General features: G+C 43.4%; 16 protein-coding genes. 3 read left to right on the top strand and 13 right to left on the bottom strand.

What is annotated here, in order from left to right; translation table 11 throughout:
- Position 1: 1 nt before the first annotated feature.
- Genes rng through ACMXYR_RS12080 form a run of 3 tightly spaced genes read left to right on the top strand, consistent with a single transcriptional unit; the run spans position 2 to position 6,170 of the window.
- Positions 2-1,468 (top strand): ribonuclease G, encoded by a 1,467-nt coding sequence (gene rng, locus ACMXYR_RS12090; protein WP_415901782.1) that lies wholly within the window; start codon positions 2-4, stop codon positions 1,466-1,468.
- A 12-nt stretch (positions 1,469-1,480) separates the two neighbouring features.
- Positions 1,481-5,347, top strand: a complete 3,867-nt coding sequence (locus ACMXYR_RS12085) for a YhdP family protein (RefSeq protein WP_415901781.1) — start codon at positions 1,481-1,483, stop codon at positions 5,345-5,347.
- Positions 5,340-6,170 carry a carbon-nitrogen hydrolase family protein gene (locus tag ACMXYR_RS12080; protein WP_415901780.1) on the top strand — a complete coding sequence of 277 codons (831 nt, stop codon included), beginning with the start codon at positions 5,340-5,342 and terminating at the stop codon, positions 6,168-6,170. Before ACMXYR_RS12085 ends, ACMXYR_RS12080 begins: the two co-directional genes overlap by 8 nt.
- Here the strand turns inward: ACMXYR_RS12080 and yjgA are convergent.
- The 13 genes from yjgA to ACMXYR_RS12015 all read right to left on the bottom strand — a co-directional run bounded on the left by yjgA (position 6,167) and on the right by ACMXYR_RS12015 (position 15,989).
- Positions 6,167-6,691 (bottom strand): ribosome biogenesis factor YjgA, encoded by a 525-nt coding sequence (yjgA, locus tag ACMXYR_RS12075; RefSeq protein ID WP_415901779.1) that lies wholly within the window; start codon positions 6,689-6,691, stop codon positions 6,167-6,169. The two genes, ACMXYR_RS12080 and yjgA, sit on opposite strands and share 4 nt — an antisense overlap.
- 8 nt (positions 6,692-6,699) lie before the next feature.
- Positions 6,700-8,049 carry a magnesium transporter gene (gene mgtE, locus ACMXYR_RS12070; RefSeq protein WP_415901778.1) on the bottom strand — a complete coding sequence of 450 codons (1,350 nt, stop codon included), beginning with the start codon at positions 8,047-8,049 and terminating at the stop codon, positions 6,700-6,702.
- A 115-nt stretch (positions 8,050-8,164) separates the two neighbouring features.
- Positions 8,165-8,434: an HPr family phosphocarrier protein gene (locus tag ACMXYR_RS12065; RefSeq protein ID WP_415901777.1), complete on the bottom strand. Its 270-nt coding sequence runs from the start codon at positions 8,432-8,434 to the stop codon at positions 8,165-8,167.
- Between the two features lie 5 nt (positions 8,435-8,439).
- Complete coding sequence (rapZ, locus tag ACMXYR_RS12060) at positions 8,440-9,297, bottom strand: RNase adapter RapZ (RefSeq protein ID WP_415901776.1); 858 nt, start codon at positions 9,295-9,297, stop codon at positions 8,440-8,442.
- An 8-nt stretch (positions 9,298-9,305) separates the two neighbouring features.
- Complete coding sequence (gene ptsN, locus ACMXYR_RS12055; protein WP_415903647.1) at positions 9,306-9,764, bottom strand: PTS IIA-like nitrogen regulatory protein PtsN; 459 nt, start codon at positions 9,762-9,764, stop codon at positions 9,306-9,308.
- Between the two features lie 17 nt (positions 9,765-9,781).
- Entirely contained in the window at positions 9,782-10,072 is a 291-nt protein-coding gene (gene hpf / locus ACMXYR_RS12050; RefSeq protein WP_415882015.1) for a ribosome hibernation-promoting factor, HPF/YfiA family, read from the bottom strand.
- Positions 10,073-10,130: 58 nt separating this feature from the next.
- Complete coding sequence (locus ACMXYR_RS12045; protein ID WP_415901775.1) at positions 10,131-11,645, bottom strand: RNA polymerase factor sigma-54; 1,515 nt, start codon at positions 11,643-11,645, stop codon at positions 10,131-10,133.
- A 54-nt stretch (positions 11,646-11,699) separates the two neighbouring features.
- Positions 11,700-12,425: an LPS export ABC transporter ATP-binding protein gene (gene lptB, locus ACMXYR_RS12040; protein WP_415901774.1), complete on the bottom strand. Its 726-nt coding sequence runs from the start codon at positions 12,423-12,425 to the stop codon at positions 11,700-11,702.
- A gap of 11 nt (positions 12,426-12,436) precedes the next feature.
- The gene (gene lptA / locus ACMXYR_RS12035; RefSeq protein ID WP_415901773.1) at positions 12,437-12,949 is read right to left on the bottom strand and encodes a lipopolysaccharide transport periplasmic protein LptA; all 513 of its coding nucleotides are present in this window, start codon (positions 12,947-12,949) and stop codon (positions 12,437-12,439) included.
- On the bottom strand, positions 12,939-13,511 hold the full coding sequence (gene lptC, locus ACMXYR_RS12030) for an LPS export ABC transporter periplasmic protein LptC (RefSeq protein ID WP_415901772.1): 573 nt from the start codon (positions 13,509-13,511) through the stop codon (positions 12,939-12,941). The genes lptA and lptC overlap by 11 nt, the downstream gene beginning before the upstream one ends.
- A gap of 12 nt (positions 13,512-13,523) precedes the next feature.
- Positions 13,524-14,042 (bottom strand): KdsC family phosphatase, encoded by a 519-nt coding sequence (locus ACMXYR_RS12025; RefSeq protein ID WP_415901771.1) that lies wholly within the window; start codon positions 14,040-14,042, stop codon positions 13,524-13,526.
- Positions 14,042-15,013 carry a KpsF/GutQ family sugar-phosphate isomerase gene (locus ACMXYR_RS12020; RefSeq protein ID WP_415901770.1) on the bottom strand — a complete coding sequence of 324 codons (972 nt, stop codon included), beginning with the start codon at positions 15,011-15,013 and terminating at the stop codon, positions 14,042-14,044. The genes ACMXYR_RS12025 and ACMXYR_RS12020 overlap by 1 nt, the downstream gene beginning before the upstream one ends.
- Positions 15,014-15,029: 16 nt before the next feature.
- Entirely contained in the window at positions 15,030-15,989 is a 960-nt protein-coding gene (locus ACMXYR_RS12015) for a calcium/sodium antiporter (protein WP_415901769.1), read from the bottom strand.
- Positions 15,990-16,012: the final 23 nt, after the last annotated feature.

The raw sequence follows: 16,012 nt of genomic DNA, 5'->3' as shown, positions 1-16,012 counted from the left end.
CATGGGCGAAGAGATACTGATCAACTTTACCCCGATGGAAACTCGGGTAGCGGTTATCGAAAATGGGATGCCGCAAGAAGTATATGTAGAGCGCGTACATCGTAGAGGTATTGTCGGTAATATTTACCAAGGTAAAGTTGTACGAGTTTTGCCTGGGATGCAGGCTGCGTTCGTTGATATAGGTCTAGAGCGCGCGGCATTTATCCACGTTGAAGAGGTGCTTTCTCAAAGTGCCACGCATGAAGAAAAGGCTAATACCTCTATTGCTCAAGTGCTTCGGCAAGGGCAATCGTTACTTGTTCAAGTGACTAAAGATCCTATTGGTACTAAAGGTGCTCGCCTTACTACTCACCTTTCTCTTCCTTCCCGATATTTGGTGTGTATGCCAGGTAATAGTCATGTAGGTGTTTCCCAGCGAATAGAGGACATGGAAGAGCGTGATCGATTACGTGCGATCATGAAAAAGCTTGTTTCCACCGATGATGGTGAGCCTGCGGGCTTTATATTACGGACGGTTGCTGAAGGTGCAGCAGAAGCAGAGTTGGAAGCAGATACTCAGTTCTTGAGACGTTTATGGGCTTCGATTAAAGAGAAGATATCAACCGCTAAAGCGCCAAGTGTCATCTATGAGGATCTACCGCTAAATATGCGGGCGCTGCGAGATATGGCACACTCAGGCTTAGAGAAGATCAGAATTGATTCTAAAGAGACATTCCAAAAAGCAGAAGACTTTGTAAAAACGCTGGTGCCTGAAGTTGCTAATACGCTTGAGTATTACCCGGGTGAACGACCTATTTTTGACCTCTTTAATGTTGAAGAAGAGATACAAAGAGCCTTAGGCCGCAAGGTAGAGCTAAAGTCAGGTGGTTACCTTATTTTTGACCAAACAGAAGCGATGACGACGGTTGATGTGAATACCGGTGCGTTCGTTGGTCATCGCAATCTTGAAGAAACGATCTTTAAAACGAACCTTGAGGCTGCAACTGCGATCGGTCGTCAGCTTCGCTTGCGTAACCTTGGCGGTATTATCATTATCGACTTTATCGATATGGAAGATGCTGATCACCAACGTCAGGTACTTAGAACGCTAGAACGCGTACTAGAGCGCGACCATGCGAAGTGTAAAGTTACAGGTGTATCCGATCTTGGTTTAGTTGAGATGACCCGTAAGCGTACTCGTGAGAGTTTGGAACAGGTGCTTTGCGATGTTTGTAGTGAATGTCAGGGGCGGGGTTCGATTAAAACCCCTGAAACTGTTTGCTATGAAATCTTCCGTGAAATTCTTCGCCAGCATAGAGCCTATGATACTGATAGCTATTTAGTGCTAGCTGCGCAGCCTGTGGTTGATTATTTACTTGATGATGCTTCTAACCATGTGGCTGAATTAGAAGCTTTTATAGGTAAAACAATTCGCTTTCAGGTTGAGCCTATGTATAACGCTGAAAACTTTGACGTTGTATTACGCTAAAAAGGATCACTAGTGAAACGCCACGCACATTCTATCTTTTGGTTCCTCTACTGGGGGCTTGCTGCACTTGCAGCAAGTGTGGCGCTCTTACTTTTCTATATTAAGATCTTGGTTGAAGATGTTGGTCAGTACCGACTGGATATTCAACAAAGCTTATCTGAGCAATTGTCTGCACAAGTTCATATCTCGAGTATTGAAGGGGCTTGGCGCGGTTGGCAGCCTGTAATTTCACTGAGAGGGGTTTCTGTAGATCAAATAGAAGCTGAAAGAGGCGCTTCATTTGGTTTTTTGAAGGGTGTTGTGGCAATTGATCCTGCTGCATCTCTAAGGGCATTAACGCCTGTCTTTTCGCAGTTTGATCTAAAAGGCCTGACGCTAAAATACGATCAAACCCGAGTTGCTCCTGATACTAAAGCTCCAACGAGTACAAGTGTTTCATCAGAAATACAAAGAGAAACAGCCTCTAACTCTCATAAGAGCTCCGACCTTTTGTCTTTTCTGTTAATGCAGCGTGAAATCAATATTGAAGATACGCGTATTGTAGTTGTTCCTAGAAATGGCGATGAGATCATTGTCGAGCCGATTCAATTAAACCTTCAGCATGATGGTGTTTTGCATCAGCTCAAAATTGATGCGGATCTTGTTACTGCGTCGGGTAAAGCGGATCTGAAGTTTGTTGCTGAAGTTGAGGGTAATCCTGCAAAAAAAGCAGCTAACTTTTATTTAAAGCTTTCTGGGCTTGATCAGCAGCTATTAAACCCTTGGTTAAACCTAATGGGTGTTCAGTTAGATAGTTTGCAGGCTGAGCAGGAAATTTGGGGGCAAAGCTATAAAGGAAAATTAGCCTACCTAACAGCTAAAACCTCAATTGAGAATTTTGCTTATCAAGAGTATGTATTTGAGCAGTTTGCCGTTCAAAGTGCGCTGGTTCGAAGAGATCATAGCCTTCAGTTGCAGATTACTGATTTGATTATTGGCGCTGCTGAAGAGCAATTTACCTTGCCGCGTATGAGCTTAGATCTCGTACGAAACGGGGCTGAGATCAAACCCAATAAATTGATGATCGATCGTATCGACTTACAGAGACTATCTGATTTGGTGATCAAGCAGCCTTTTATGCCGAAATCTGCTCTTAAGGTAGTTGATACGCTATCGGCAGAAGGGCTTGTGGAAAACTTATTAGTGTCTTGGAGTAAAGATGCGGACTTATCAGAATTCAAATTATTTGCTGACCTTAACAGTGTAGGTATTGATGCTTGGGATGATGTGCCTGAGCTAAAAGGGATTAATGGGTTATTAAAGGCTGATATAACTGGAGGTGAGATTCACCTGCAAAGCGATGATTTTCTCATGCAATATCCCACGTTATTTGATTACCGATGGCAGTATCAACATGCTGATGGTGTTATAGGTTGGCGCTTCGAAGATGGCGGTGTAGTTGTTGCCTCTCAATTACTGCATCTGAAAAATGAAGGTGTTTCTGCATCGGGGCGTTTCAGTATTTACCTACCTTTTTCGCGTGATGAGCAGCCTCTTTTAAACTTACAAATTGGTATGCAAAACAGCGATGGTTTGCATGCTAAGTACTATATACCGCCAAAGGAGGTAGGCGTAAAAACCTATGATTGGCTGGTCTCAGCTATACAGAATGGACATATCAATCAAGCGGGATTTGTATTAAACGGAGTGACCCGTTCACGGTTAGATGATTATCAACTGCCTAGTGTGCAGATGTTTTTTGATCTGAGCAAAGCGTCTTTTGAATATCAACCGGATTGGCCTGCAATTAAAAATGCGAATAGCTTTGTCTTCTTCCGTAATGGTGAATTAACTGCTGAGGCAAAAGGCGGGAAAATCTACAATTCTGAAATCGATTTTGCCTGGGTGCACCTGCCAGTTTCTACTGAAAAGCTACTCATAACAGGCAGCGTTACAGGTCCAACCAAAGATGTAGAGAGTTTACTTACTGAGAGCCCACTACGAAAAGAAGTAGGTGATGAGTTAGCTGAGTGGGAAATGGAAGGCAACACGACAACGCGTATCGAGATAGATTTACCTCTTCGAGGTAATAAAACGCCAATAGTTGATGTTAATTCCGCAATTACAAAAGGAAGATTTTACTCTAAACAAGAGGGTATAGATTTCTCAGGTATTAATGGCCTAGTAAATTATGGCTCAGCCAGTGGTCTCTCTTCTAAAAGACTTGAAGCACGATTATTTGAGCAACCCATAACAGCTTCCATCAAAACTCAGAGTCGTAAAACGGCGATTGAGATTGATGGTGCTGTCCAAGCGGAATATTTGAGACAGTGGTTAGATTTAGATCTCTTAAGGGTCGCCCAAGGCAAGCTTTCCTATAATGCGCGGTTGAATATGTGTCCTGGAAAAAGCTGTAATCAATTAGTTATTAAGAGTGATTTAAGAGGTATCGCCTTATCTGCGCCTTCACCTCTTGCAAAAACCGCTGCTCAGTCCAGTCAGTTAACCATCATCAGTGATTTAGGGCGACAGTTCAAAGATGATAGAAGTGTTGTGCGCTTTAATTTGGGCAATCAGCTACGTGGGGTGATGCTAAATAGAAATAAACAGATATCTCGCGGTCGCTTTACTTTAGGTGGTGCTAAGCCGGCTCTGCCAATCGCTCAGGGGGTCTGGGTTGATGGTCGTGTAGCGATGCTTGATTATGATCAGTTGGAACAATTTTTCAAAACTGCGCGTTTTATTGAGAATAAAGAGGATAAATCAGCATCGAGCCAATCTGATAGTTTATTAAAAGTGGTTGATTTGCAGATTGATCAATTTAGCTTTGAAGATATTGTGTTGGATAAGTTAAAAGTAAACCTTGTTCCTGATGTTGGTGGGTGGATGCTTACGGCTTATAGCCCTCAAGTCGGCGGCAAGTTATGGATGCCAGAAGATCCGAGTCAGCCTTATAAGGTAAAACTAGGTCATCTCCGTATCGTAAAAGATGATAGTGATAGTGAGCAGGGCGTTACCGCAGTAACGCCACCAGTGGGCCCTGCGGTATTACCTAAGTTGGATTTCAGTGTAGATAGCTTCGAACTAAATAAGCTTCCGCTGGGAGGTTGGAGTTTTATGCTTAGGCCAACCTCTTCTGGGGCTGTAGTGAAAGATATCTCAGGCAATATGCATGGGTCTTCTGTACGAGGTGAGTTACGGTGGGACAAAAACGGTAAAGAGCTCTCCGAGCTTACGGTAAAGCTGGATGGTCAGGATTTTGGTAAAGTTCTCGATGCGTGGGGTATCGCTGATGCGCTTGAAACTAAAAGTTTGAATGCCTATTTGCAGCTTTCATGGAGTGGTGCACCTTGGAAGTTTGAAGTGGGAAAGTCGAATGGTGAAATGCAGTTTACGGCCAAGAATGGACGTCTACTTGATGTTGGTAATTCCGGTAATATTCTCCGTATCTTCGGTATTTTAAATCTACAATCATTGGGGCGAAGACTCCGATTAGATTTCACGGATCTCGTTCAGACCGGTGTTGCTTTTGATGAGATGAAAGCAGATTACGCAATAAAAAATGGTATAGCACATACAGCCTCACCTTTCATTATGACGGGGCCATCTGCCAATATGGTTATGAGCGGCAGCCTGAATTTAATGAACGAAACGGTAGATAAAGAGATTGAAGTCGCTTTACCTGTAACAGATAACATCCCTCTAGTCAGTGTGCTGCTCGGTGCTCCGCAAGTAGCAGGTGCGGTTTTCCTTTTTGATAAGTTAATTGGTGATCCTTTAGCTAAGTTCACTACAGTGAAATACCGTATGAGCGGTGACTGGGGTAATCCGGAAATCGATATAGATTTAAATCAGAAAAAAGAGCAGCCTAAGGCGGATTTGGAGCTTCATGATGGCTAAGTTAGCAGTTGCGCAAATGGTTTCTGGAGAGAGTGTTGATGCCAATCTAGATGCTGTTGAGAGGTTAGTAGAAGAGGCTGCTAACTCGGAGGCGCAATTATTACTTCTGCCGGAAAACTTTGCACTGCTAGATTCTCGTGCGCTTATTAATTTGGCTAGAGATGAAGTCAAAACACAAAGAATTCAAAAGCTTTTATCTACCTTGGCAAAGAAATACAACCTTTGGTTGGTAGCGGGTAGTGTGCCTGTATTGGCTGAAGGGGATAAGGGAATAGAAGATAAAGTTTGGGCTAGCTGCTTAGTTTTCGACAATCAGGGATCGTTAAAAGCTTCTTATAATAAAGTTCACCTTTTTGATGTTGATGTGGCTGACGCGCATTCAGCCTATCGAGAATCAGACTTTATTCAAGCGGGAAGTGATCTTGTCACTGTTGACGCTCCCTTCGGCTGTATTGGCCTAGCAATTTGTTACGACCTAAGGTTTCCTGAGCAGTTTCAGAGATTACGCCAAATGGGGGCTGACATTATTACCGTTCCTTCAGCTTTTACCTATGTCACGGGAGAAGCGCACTGGGAAGTTTTGCTACGAGCACGTGCAATTGAGAACCAGTGCTATGTCTTGGCCGCAAATCAAGGAGGAGAGCACAGTCCAAGCCGAAAAAGTTGGGGGCATTCGATGATTGTGGATCCTTGGGGAGAGGTGCTTGCGGTTAGAGAGCCTGCAGGTAAGGGTTTAGTATTAGCTGAGGTCGATTTGAAAGTGGTGCAAGACAGGCGAGATGCAATGCCTGTCATGCAGCATAGAGCTAAAGTAGGTTTTTAAACGCCGTCTACTTCTCGTAAATATTTAAACAACTTTCTGGCTGCTGCTGGTGGTTTTTCCAGCTTTTGTTCTTTTTGAGCATTTCGAATTAATTGACGTAAATGCTGGATATCTGCACTAGCATGCTCCGCAACATAAGCCTGAAGCGCGCTGTTGCCTTCACTTATTAGTCGGTCTCGCCAGCGCTCTAATTTATGGAACGCTTGGGTATGGGCTTGATGACCTGCTTCGAATAGCCCTATGGCTTGCTCTATCTCTTCGCTATCTTCTGTGCGGAGCAGTTTGCCAATAAATTGCAGATGCCTTTTTTGAGCGCCATTAGATTTAATGCGGTGAAACTCATCGATTGCACTACGTAAGCGATCATCTAAGGAAAGCTTATCGAGTTGTTCTTTATTGAGTTTAGTAAGCTTTGCGCCCAAATCTTGCAGCGCATGCATCTGCTTTTTTACATCAGTTTTACTCAGCCATTCCTCTTCAGAATCTGGCTGTAGGTGATCAAAGTTGTCGTTTTCGCTCATGCTATTTCTCAGGCGTAAAAAACAGTGGCTAGACCTAAAAAGGCAAAGAATCCAACCACGTCAGTAATAGTTGTTAAGAGTACACTGCCTGCCAGAGCAGGATCTATACCCATTGATTTTAGGCATATCGGCAGTAGGGTGCCCGCTATAGCACCAGCTATGAGGTTAATCACTATAGCCAGAGCGATAACGATGCCTATATTCATATCTTGGAACCAGAGGGTGGCAACTACAGCGATAACCAGCGCCCATAAAATACCATTGAGGGCGCCTACGACGATCTCTCTGTTTAACAGCCAGCCGGCGTTCGATCGTTCTACGTGTCCTAGTGCTTGCCCACGAATTACAAGTGTTAAGGTCTGCGAGCCTGCAATACCGCCCATGGAGGCTACAATCGGCATTAAAACTGCTAAAGCTACGACTTTTTCAATCGTATCTTCAAATATACCAATAACGGCGGAGGCTATAAATGCTGTAAGTAGATTGATGCCTAACCAAACAGCTCGGCGTCGAGTCGTTTTTAATACTGGCGCAAAAGTATCTTCATCCTCATCCAGGCCAGCCATACTCATCAGGGAATGGTCTGCATCTTCACGGATAACATCGACTACGTCATCGATTGTGATACGGCCAAGAAGTTTACCATCATCGTCAACGACAGGTGCTGAAACCAAATCATGTTCTTCAAAGAGTGAGGCAACTTGATCATCAGGCATACCGGCATTGATTGGTTCTATATCCGTATTCATGATCTCACGGATCGTGATAGACGGATCTGATACTAGCAGTTTGGTTAGTGGTAGTAGCCCAATGTAGGAATCTTTTCGACTTACAACGATCAAGCTATCCGTCATTTCAGGAATTTCATCATGACGGCGGATATAACGTAAAGTAGTTTCTACGCTGATATCAGGACGGATAGTGGTTGTATCCGTGTTCATCAGGCCGCCAGCTGTGTCCTCTGGATAGGATAGTAGCTGCTCAACTCTGCGGCGGTTTTGCTTATCCATAATCCGCAGGGTTTCTTTCATTACACGATTTGGAAGCTGCTGAAGCACGTCAACCATATCGTCCGAATCTAGTGATTCTGTAAGCGCTAAAACCTCTTCAGAATTCATACGGCTTAAGATATCAGCCTGAATTTCATCCCCAAGGTGTTGTAATACTTCAGCTTCTAGATCTTCTGAGATCAAGTTCCATAGAATTTGACGCTCTTTTGGCGGGGATTTTTCAATTAGGCGGGCTACTTCGGTCGGGCGAAGCGCGCGGTTCAGCGTAAATCGAATCTGGCGGAATTCACCGCAATCGAGTGCTTCATTGAGCTTGTCCAGATTCGACTTGGTTTCTGTCTGCGCCATAGGATGCCGTCGCTAATGATTCGTCACGATGCTGTGAAAACTAGGATATCTTTTAACGCGTTGATTATAGCGGATTGTAAAGGCGGGGATAACCCAATGATATGTATAAAAATTATTACTCGTCTTCGTCGAAGCGATTATTGATCAGTTCTTCGATAGCTATAAGGGCGCTTTCTTCGTCACTACCGTTAGTTTTAACTGAGAGTATTGTGCCTTGGCTCGCTGCAAGCATCATAACGGACATAATGCTTTTTCCATCCACTTCTCGTCCATCTTTGATTAGAGTGATATCAGCAGAGAAACGTGAAGTAACGCCGATTAGCTTAGCTGCGGCGCGAGCATGGAGACCTAGTTTATTGATGATTTCTAGTTCTTTTTCTGGCATCGGGGTTAACTCAATTCTCTGTGGCGGACATGAACATTATCCATGTGTTGTGAGAAATGGGAAGTCAGACGTTCGCTTATATAAACCGAACGGTGTTGACCTCCAGTACAGCCGATGCCGATTGTTATATAGCTGCGATTATTTTCGGCAAAGCGGGGTAACCAGCGAGATAGAAAATCAGTGATATCACTGATCATCTCGTTTACTTCTGCTGAGTTGTTTAGAAATTCTTGAACCGGCTGTTCCTGCCCAGTGAATTTTCTCAGCTCTGGGATCCAATGGGGGTTAGGTAGCGCACGGACGTCGTATACAAAATCGACATCTAAAGGAACCCCATGTTTAAAGCCAAAGGATTCAAATTGAACGGAAAGAGTTTGCTCTTTTCGCTTAGCAACACGGAGTTTTACCGTATCCCTCAAGTCATAAAGGGATAGACGCGTTGTATCTATTCGAATATCAGCAAGGCTAGCAATAGGTTCCAGTAATTCAGATTCTGATTGGATAGACTGCTGAAGATTCTTATGTTCATCCGAAAGCGGGTGTTTCCTTCGGGTTGAACTGTATCTTTTTAATAGCGTAGCTTCAGATGAATCGAGAAAAATTACTTCATATTCTGCCCAGCGTTCTTGGCGAAGGTTGAGCAAAATTTGAGGGAATTTGGATAGGTTGCTGAGTAGATTACGCGCATCAATGCTGACCGCTATGCGATCAGGATGACTCGGTTCACTACTCATTTGCTGAACTAAATCAGGTAGTAATAACGCCGGTAGGTTATCTATGCAATAGAAACCTATATCTTCGAGAGCTTGTAGAGCCGTACTTTTTCCGGATCCGGATCGACCACTGATCACTACAAGCTTCATGTCACATCCTATGAACTAAGTTGGCAAATTGCCTGATAGAGTACATCGTTATCTTCAACACTTCTCAACTGTTCTCGTACACTCTCCTGGCTAAATAGCTCAGCAATCGCGGCAAGAGTTTGTAAGTGTTCAGACGTAGCATCTTCTGGTACCAAAAGAACAAACAAAAGATCTACAGGTTTGCTATCTATGGCATCGAAATCAATAGGTTGAGCCAATTTGATTAAGTAGCCTTTGGCATCGTTGCAGTCAGCAAGTCGGCAATGGGGTATAGCTATGCCATCGCCTATGCCTGTACTGCCTAATTTCTCGCGACCGTGTAAGCCGTTGAAGATGCAAGATGCTTCTAGGTCAGGGTTTTGCTCTGAAATAATTTCAGATGCTTTTTCCAGAATTCGTTTTTTACTGCTCCCCTCAAGACCGCAAAGGGTGCTTGAGGGGGTTAATAGTTCATGGACCAACATAATACGTTGTAGCGTGAGGCCTATTTGTGATTTTTAAGTTTTTCTTTATGTTTGATAACTTGACGGTCTAGTTTGTCTGTTAGGCCGTCAATTGCAGCATACATATCATCGTGCTCGTGCGTTGCGAAAAGCTGTGCGCCGGAGACATGCATCTCGGCATCTGCTTTCTGACGTTGTTTCTCGATGCTTAGTGTTACTTGAACATTGGTGATGTTATCGAAGTGACGCTCAATTTTCTGCATTTTTTCTAGGACGTAGTTTTGCATTGAATCAGTCAGTTCAACATGATGTCCAGTAATATTAATCTGCATAGGTCTCTCCTACATTAATGGAGGCGTTTTACCGCCGTCCTTATTTATTATCTCTTTATTAAACCAGACGCTTTCTTTCATTAGAAGGAGGAATGCCCATTGCTTCACGATATTTTGCAATGGTACGTCTAGCTACTTTGAATCCTTGTTCATCTAGGAACTGTGCGATTTTATTATCGCTCAAAGGTTTTGCTGTATTTTCGGCTGCAACCATCTTTTTGATCAGAGCTCGGATCGCTGTCGAAGAAGCTGCGCCACCAGTCGCTGTGCTGACATGGCTGGAGAAAAAGTATTTAAGTTCAAAAATTCCACGAGGTGTGTGCATAAACTTTTGTGTTGTGACACGAGAGATGGTTGATTCATGCATCTCAACGGCTTCTGCAATATCGTGTAATACCATTGGTTTCATGCCTTCTTCGCCATGATCTAGAAAACCGGACTGTCGTTTGATGATCTCATTCGACACTTTTAAAAGTGTTTCATTTCGGCTCTGTAGACTTTTAATAAACCAACGTGCTTCTTGAAGATGGTTTTTAAGATAGGTGTTATCAGAACTATTATCAGCCCGCTTAACTAAGCCTGCATAACCTGAGTTTATTCTAAGTTTAGGCGAAACTTCTGGATTTAGGTTAACAGTCCACACACCGCGTTGTTTAGTAACGATGACATCAGGGATGACATATTCAGCAGCGGTTTGGCTGATGCTAGCGCCAGGCTTAGGGTTTAGGCTCTGAATGAGCTGAATAACTTGCTGTAGCTGTGGCTCCTTGAGGCGTGTTTTTCGCATTAATTGGCGATAGTCGTGGGTGCCTAGAAGCTTGATGTACTGATTGACTACTTTGATGGCTTCAGTGCGCCAGGGTGTATCAGATGGGAGCTGACTAAGCTGTATGGCCAAGCACTCGCTGAGATCACGACAAGCAATGCCGGCCGGATCGAATTGTTGAATGCGATGAAGTACGGCTTCTATTTCATCAAATTCAACTTCTTCGCTCCCTTCTGAGTTTTGCTCTAAAAAGTGTTCATGAATCTCTTCAAGGGGAACAGTTAAATAACCATCAGGGTTAATACCATCAATAATATTTGTGGCAATGAGCCTATCTAAATCACTCATCGGTGTTAGATTTAGCTGCCAGTGAAGATGATCTTGCAATGTCTCTTCTGCAGTATCGTTCGATTCAAAAGAATCAAGATCTTCTTTGCTTAACGTAGGAGTGGAAGATTGATACGTGTCTTCCCAATTACTATCAGTCGACAGCTCTTCAGGAATACTTTCATTCCAATTATCTTCTACAGCGGGAGTGTCATCGAAATCTTGTTCAGCAGGGGAGCTTCTCTCTAGTTCTTCAGCAGCAGCGCTTTGATGAGAGTCTAGATTGTTGTCCTGATCATTTGATGTCGCATCCGGTGTGTTGTCATCCTCGGATACATCTAACATCGGGTTGCTTTCAAGTGCTTCTTGGATTTCCTGTTGGAGATCCAGTGTTGATAATTGCAGTAGGCGAATCGCTTGCTGCAATTGTGGTGTCATTGTGAGCTGTTGCCCAATTTTTAAATGAAGCGCTTGTTTCATAATACGGTGGCACTAACTCCGGAGGCTACAATCATCTAATCGCTATTCCTTGTTTTATAAGGTGAATTGATCACCGAGATACGCATTGCGCACTGCTTCATTATTCATAATGTCATCAGGCTTGCCATTGGCAAGTATAGTGCCTTCACTAACAATATAGGCGCTTTCGCAGATATCTAATGTTTCGCGAACATTGTGATCTGTTATTAAAATACCGATGCCTTTGGACTGCAGATGACGGATTGTTTGTTTAATGTCGTTGACCGAAATAGGGTCTACGCCGGCAAAAGGTTCATCTAGCAGTACAAATTCAGGTTCGGTTGCCAAGGCTCTGGCAATCTCCACTCTACGACGTTCACCACCTGACAGACTCATACCAAGACTATCGCGGATATGAGTGATATGGAACTCTTCCAGCAACTCATTCATTTTAGTCTTGATTACTTGTTTATCTAGGTCTTTCCGTGTTTCAAGAATGGCCAGTAAATTATCTTGTACAGATAGCTTACGAAAGATAGAGGCTTCTTGAGGTAGATAGCCTATACCTTCTCGAGCGCGACCATGCATTGGTAGAGCTGTGATGTCTTTGTCTTTTATTTTGACTTGACCATGGTCTGCTTGAACCAGGCCAACTATCATGTAAAAGCAGGTAGTTTTACCGGCTCCATTCGGCCCTAAAAGTCCAACGATTTCACCACTGTTAATTTTAAGTGAGACGTCTTTAACAACTTCACGTCCTTTGTAGCGCTTAGCTAAGTTTCGCGCTTCCAATAAACTCATTAACGCAGGCCTTATTTCTTCTTAGAGGGCTGAATGACCATGTTTACACGGCCTTTTTCTTTGCTATTCGTAGATGCAGAACCAAACGCATTCACGATTGACTTGTCCAAATCGTAAACAATTTTGGTTCCCGTAAAAGTGTCCTCAGCTTGGATTACTTTGGCGTTTTGGGTAATGGTCAATTCTTTCTTACTAACCATATAAACCATATGTTTGCCCCAAGCATCAGTGAATTCACCATTAACTTCTTGCTGTTGGCGAAAATGAGCTGGTGAGCCTTTGGCTATTAGCTTATCTACATCTCCGTTAGCTCTGTACATATCTACATTGGTTGCTTCGATTAGTAGTGAGCCTTGTTTGATAATGACATTACCTTTATAGGTGGTAATACCTGTGGTGTCATTAATACTGGCAGAATCTGCTGTAATGTAGATAGGCTTGTCTTGATCGTCAGGCAGGGCGAAAACAGAATTCGATGCAATCACACAAAGTGCAACAAGCGTATGTAATAGCCTAATCAACATTTTGATGTGTTCCTTTTACCCTTGAGTGCAAATTTAAAACGCGGGTGTTGAAATTAATATCCATTCCAGTGCCTTTCATTAGACTGTGTTCTGTCTCTAAGTTCACTGGTAAGTTTGTTTCTGCAATGTCTTTCTTTGGATAAATCGTCAGAGCTTCGGTGGTTATTTTTTTGCTAGACCGCGCATCTGAATTATCAATAACTCTGACATTACCTGCAAGATCTATTCGGCTGTTATCATCTAGTACGGTTCCAGTGTCTGATGAGATGTTGATAGCCGAGTGATCCGAGCGGTAATGATTGCTTTTGGGTTTGATCAAAAATTTTTGTTTTTCTTTTGGGTTGTGTTCTAACCGAGGTGTTGTGAGTTCTTGCTTGAGTTTACCGTCTATGTCCCATTCTTTTACAGCTGCTTGGTCGACAAAATAATCCATCTTTTCAGATAGTGGTGCTTTGGTAGAGCCGTGTTCTTGAGGTGAGCCTGAAAAGCCCCAATACAGAAGTATTGGGATCAAAATGGCAGCAGCGATGATAATGCGTAATTTACTACTTAGATCAGGCATTTGCAGTGACTTTTATAGGTACTTTGCATGTAATTGCTCAAGTTTACCTTGAGCTGCAAGGATATGCTCACAAAATTCTCGAGCAGCCCCTTCGCCGCCTCTGCGCGTGCTGCACCAATCGGCATGTTGTCTAACGAAATCATGCCCGTTTGGAACGCTGGCACCAAATGCACAATGACGGATAGCAGATAGGTCAGGTAAGTCGTCACCGATATACGCAGTTGTTAATGCATTATGTGATGTGCTTGACCACAGTTCTTCTAGAGCAACTAGCTTATCTTCGCGACCTTGATATAGGTAATTGATACCCAGTGATTTGCTGCGGCGTTCTACTTGTGGGGAGCTGCGTCCAGTAATAATTGCAGTCTCAATGCCTGCTTCCATCAATAGCTTTAGGCCGAGACCATCCAGTGTATTGAATTGTTTAATCTCTTGCCCGTTTGGAAGAAATAGAAGCTGTCCGCTAGTTAAAATGCCATCTACATCAAAAACAGCAAGTGTAATATTCTCTAAAGAAGTTGTTCCAGTCATTAAATGACACCTGCTTTGAGTAAATCGTGCATATTAAGAGCGCCAATTGGCTTATTTAGTTCATCTGTAACGATGAGTGCATTAATCTTTTTCGCTTCCATGATTTGTAAGCATTCGGCAGCTAATGTTTCACTATTAACTGTAGTACCTTGGCGAGTCATAACGTCATCGATAATTGTATTCTTTAAATCCACGTTCTGATCTAGGGCTCGGCGTAAATCGCCATCAGTAAATATACCAAGTAGCTTTCTGTCTTTATCTACGATTGTGGTCATACCTAGGCGTTTGCGAGTGACCTCTAAGAGCGCTTCTTGTAAAAGCGTTCCAGACGCCACTTCTGGCACATCCTGATCAGCGTGCATTATGTCGCTTACTTTTAGGAGTAGTTTGCGACCCAAACTGCCTCCAGGGTGGGAAAAAGCAAAATCTTCTGCGCTAAAGCCGCGTGCTTCTAATAAGGCTATGGCTAATGCATCTCCGAGCACTAATTGAGTAGTAGTGCTTGAGGTTGGAGCTAGGCCAAGAGGGCAGGCTTCTTTTTCAACGCCAATGTGTAGGTTTGCGTCGGAAGCTGTGGATAAGGTTGAATCAGCGTTAGCTGTAATACTAATAAGCGGAGCTTTCATCCTTTTTAAAAGGGGGATGATGGTAACGACTTCGGCTGTTTCGCCTGAATTAGAAAGGGCGATAACCACATCGTTTGACGTGATCATCCCCAGATCGCCATGGCTAGCTTCACCAGGATGAACAAAAAAAGATGGTGAGCCTGTGCTTGCTAGCGTGGCAGCAATTTTTTTACCAATATGACCTGACTTCCCCATACCTGTAACAATGATTCTGCCGGAGCATTGAAACATTAGTTCACAGGCGCGAATAAAATTCTCATCCAGATGGCTAACTAAATCTGAAACGGCTTCAGCTTCAAGTTGAATGGTACGTCTTGCTGAGCTGAGAAAATCAGGTAGTGACATCAGAAACCTATACTGTCTATTGTGATATGGTCATAGTGTATAGCAGGACCAGATAACCTGCATAGGCAGCTGCTAACAGGCTGCCTTCAAATCGACTGATGGAAGGTGGTTTTTGCCATAGGGCAAAGGCCATAAGCGTGAAAGTTAGCCCAAGCATGGCAACATAATCTCGTTGCAGAACTATTGTATCCATACCAATTGGCGCTATAAGTCCTGGTACAGCCATTACTGCAACAAGGTTGAAAATATTAGAGCCTACTACGTTGCCGATAGCGATGTCGTGATGGTTCTTTAATGCACTTGCCACGGATGCAGCTAGCTCAGGTAGGCTGGTACCTATAGCTACGATTGTTAAACCTACAACAAGCTTACTTACGCCCATTGCGAAGGCGATTTCACTAGCTCCCCATACAAGTAACCTTGAGCTAGCAGCTAGAACAGAGAGCCCGGTTATTAACCAAAAAATCGCTTTTTTTGTTTCTAATTCAGGTAACTCTTCTTGGTCACCCGCTAGTTCATCTTGAGGTGCATCTTTTTGAAAACGATTAAATAGGTATAGGCATGCTGCTAAGGCTATTAGTAGGATAACGCCGTCCATGCGGCTCAGGTGTAGGTCGAAAAGAATAACGCCGGCAAGTAAGGTGACGCCTAATAAAAGAGGTAACTCTTTTCGTAAAACGCCAGATTTTACCGGTAAAGGTGCAATGAGTGCGGTGATACCAAGCACTAGTGCAATGTTGGCAATGTTGGAACCAAGGGCGTTACCTATTGCAAGATCTCCAGATCCTGATGTGGAGGCCATGATCGAAACTAGTATTTCGGGAGCTGAGGTACCAAAAGAAACTATTGTCAGGCCGATAAGCATCGGTGACATACCAAAATTTTTAGCTGTCGCAGCAGCCCCTTCTACAAACTTATCTGCACTCCAGACCAATAAAACTAAGCCGGCCATTAGTGCCAAAATTGGGTAAAGCATAAAGAAAATATGTTCCAGTATTA

The sequence above is a fragment of the Neptuniibacter sp. QD29_5 genome (genome assembly GCF_047778125.1).
Taxonomy (GTDB): domain Bacteria; phylum Pseudomonadota; class Gammaproteobacteria; order Pseudomonadales; family Balneatricaceae; genus Neptuniibacter.
The sequence above is the reverse complement of the archived record's forward strand: the minus strand, read 5'-3'. Positions and strand labels throughout refer to the sequence as shown.

Coding starts and splice junctions, on each gene's coding strand:
- ACMXYR_RS12045 (WP_415901775.1), bottom strand. CDS start 11,645: ATGAAACAAGCGCTTCATTTAAAAATTGGGCAACAGCTCACAATGACA.
- ACMXYR_RS12065 (WP_415901777.1), bottom strand. CDS start 8,434: ATGCCAGAAAAAGAACTAGAAATCATCAATAAACTAGGTCTCCATGCT.
- hpf (WP_415882015.1), bottom strand. CDS start 10,072: ATGCAGATTAATATTACTGGACATCATGTTGAACTGACTGATTCAATG.
- yjgA (WP_415901779.1), bottom strand. CDS start 6,691: ATGAGCGAAAACGACAACTTTGATCACCTACAGCCAGATTCTGAAGAG.
- lptB (WP_415901774.1), bottom strand. CDS start 12,425: ATGAGTTTATTGGAAGCGCGAAACTTAGCTAAGCGCTACAAAGGACGT.
- ACMXYR_RS12015 (WP_415901769.1), bottom strand. CDS start 15,989: ATGCTTTACCCAATTTTGGCACTAATGGCCGGCTTAGTTTTATTGGTC.
- mgtE (WP_415901778.1), bottom strand. CDS start 8,049: ATGGCGCAGACAGAAACCAAGTCGAATCTGGACAAGCTCAATGAAGCA.
- ACMXYR_RS12025 (WP_415901771.1), bottom strand. CDS start 14,042: ATGACTGGAACAACTTCTTTAGAGAATATTACACTTGCTGTTTTTGAT.
- rng (WP_415901782.1), top strand. CDS start 2: ATGGGCGAAGAGATACTGATCAACTTTACCCCGATGGAAACTCGGGTA.
- lptA (WP_415901773.1), bottom strand. CDS start 12,949: ATGTTGATTAGGCTATTACATACGCTTGTTGCACTTTGTGTGATTGCA.
- rapZ (WP_415901776.1), bottom strand. CDS start 9,297: ATGAAGCTTGTAGTGATCAGTGGTCGATCCGGATCCGGAAAAAGTACG.
- ACMXYR_RS12020 (WP_415901770.1), bottom strand. CDS start 15,013: ATGTCACTACCTGATTTTCTCAGCTCAGCAAGACGTACCATTCAACTT.
- lptC (WP_415901772.1), bottom strand. CDS start 13,511: ATGCCTGATCTAAGTAGTAAATTACGCATTATCATCGCTGCTGCCATT.
- ACMXYR_RS12080 (WP_415901780.1), top strand. CDS start 5,340: ATGGCTAAGTTAGCAGTTGCGCAAATGGTTTCTGGAGAGAGTGTTGAT.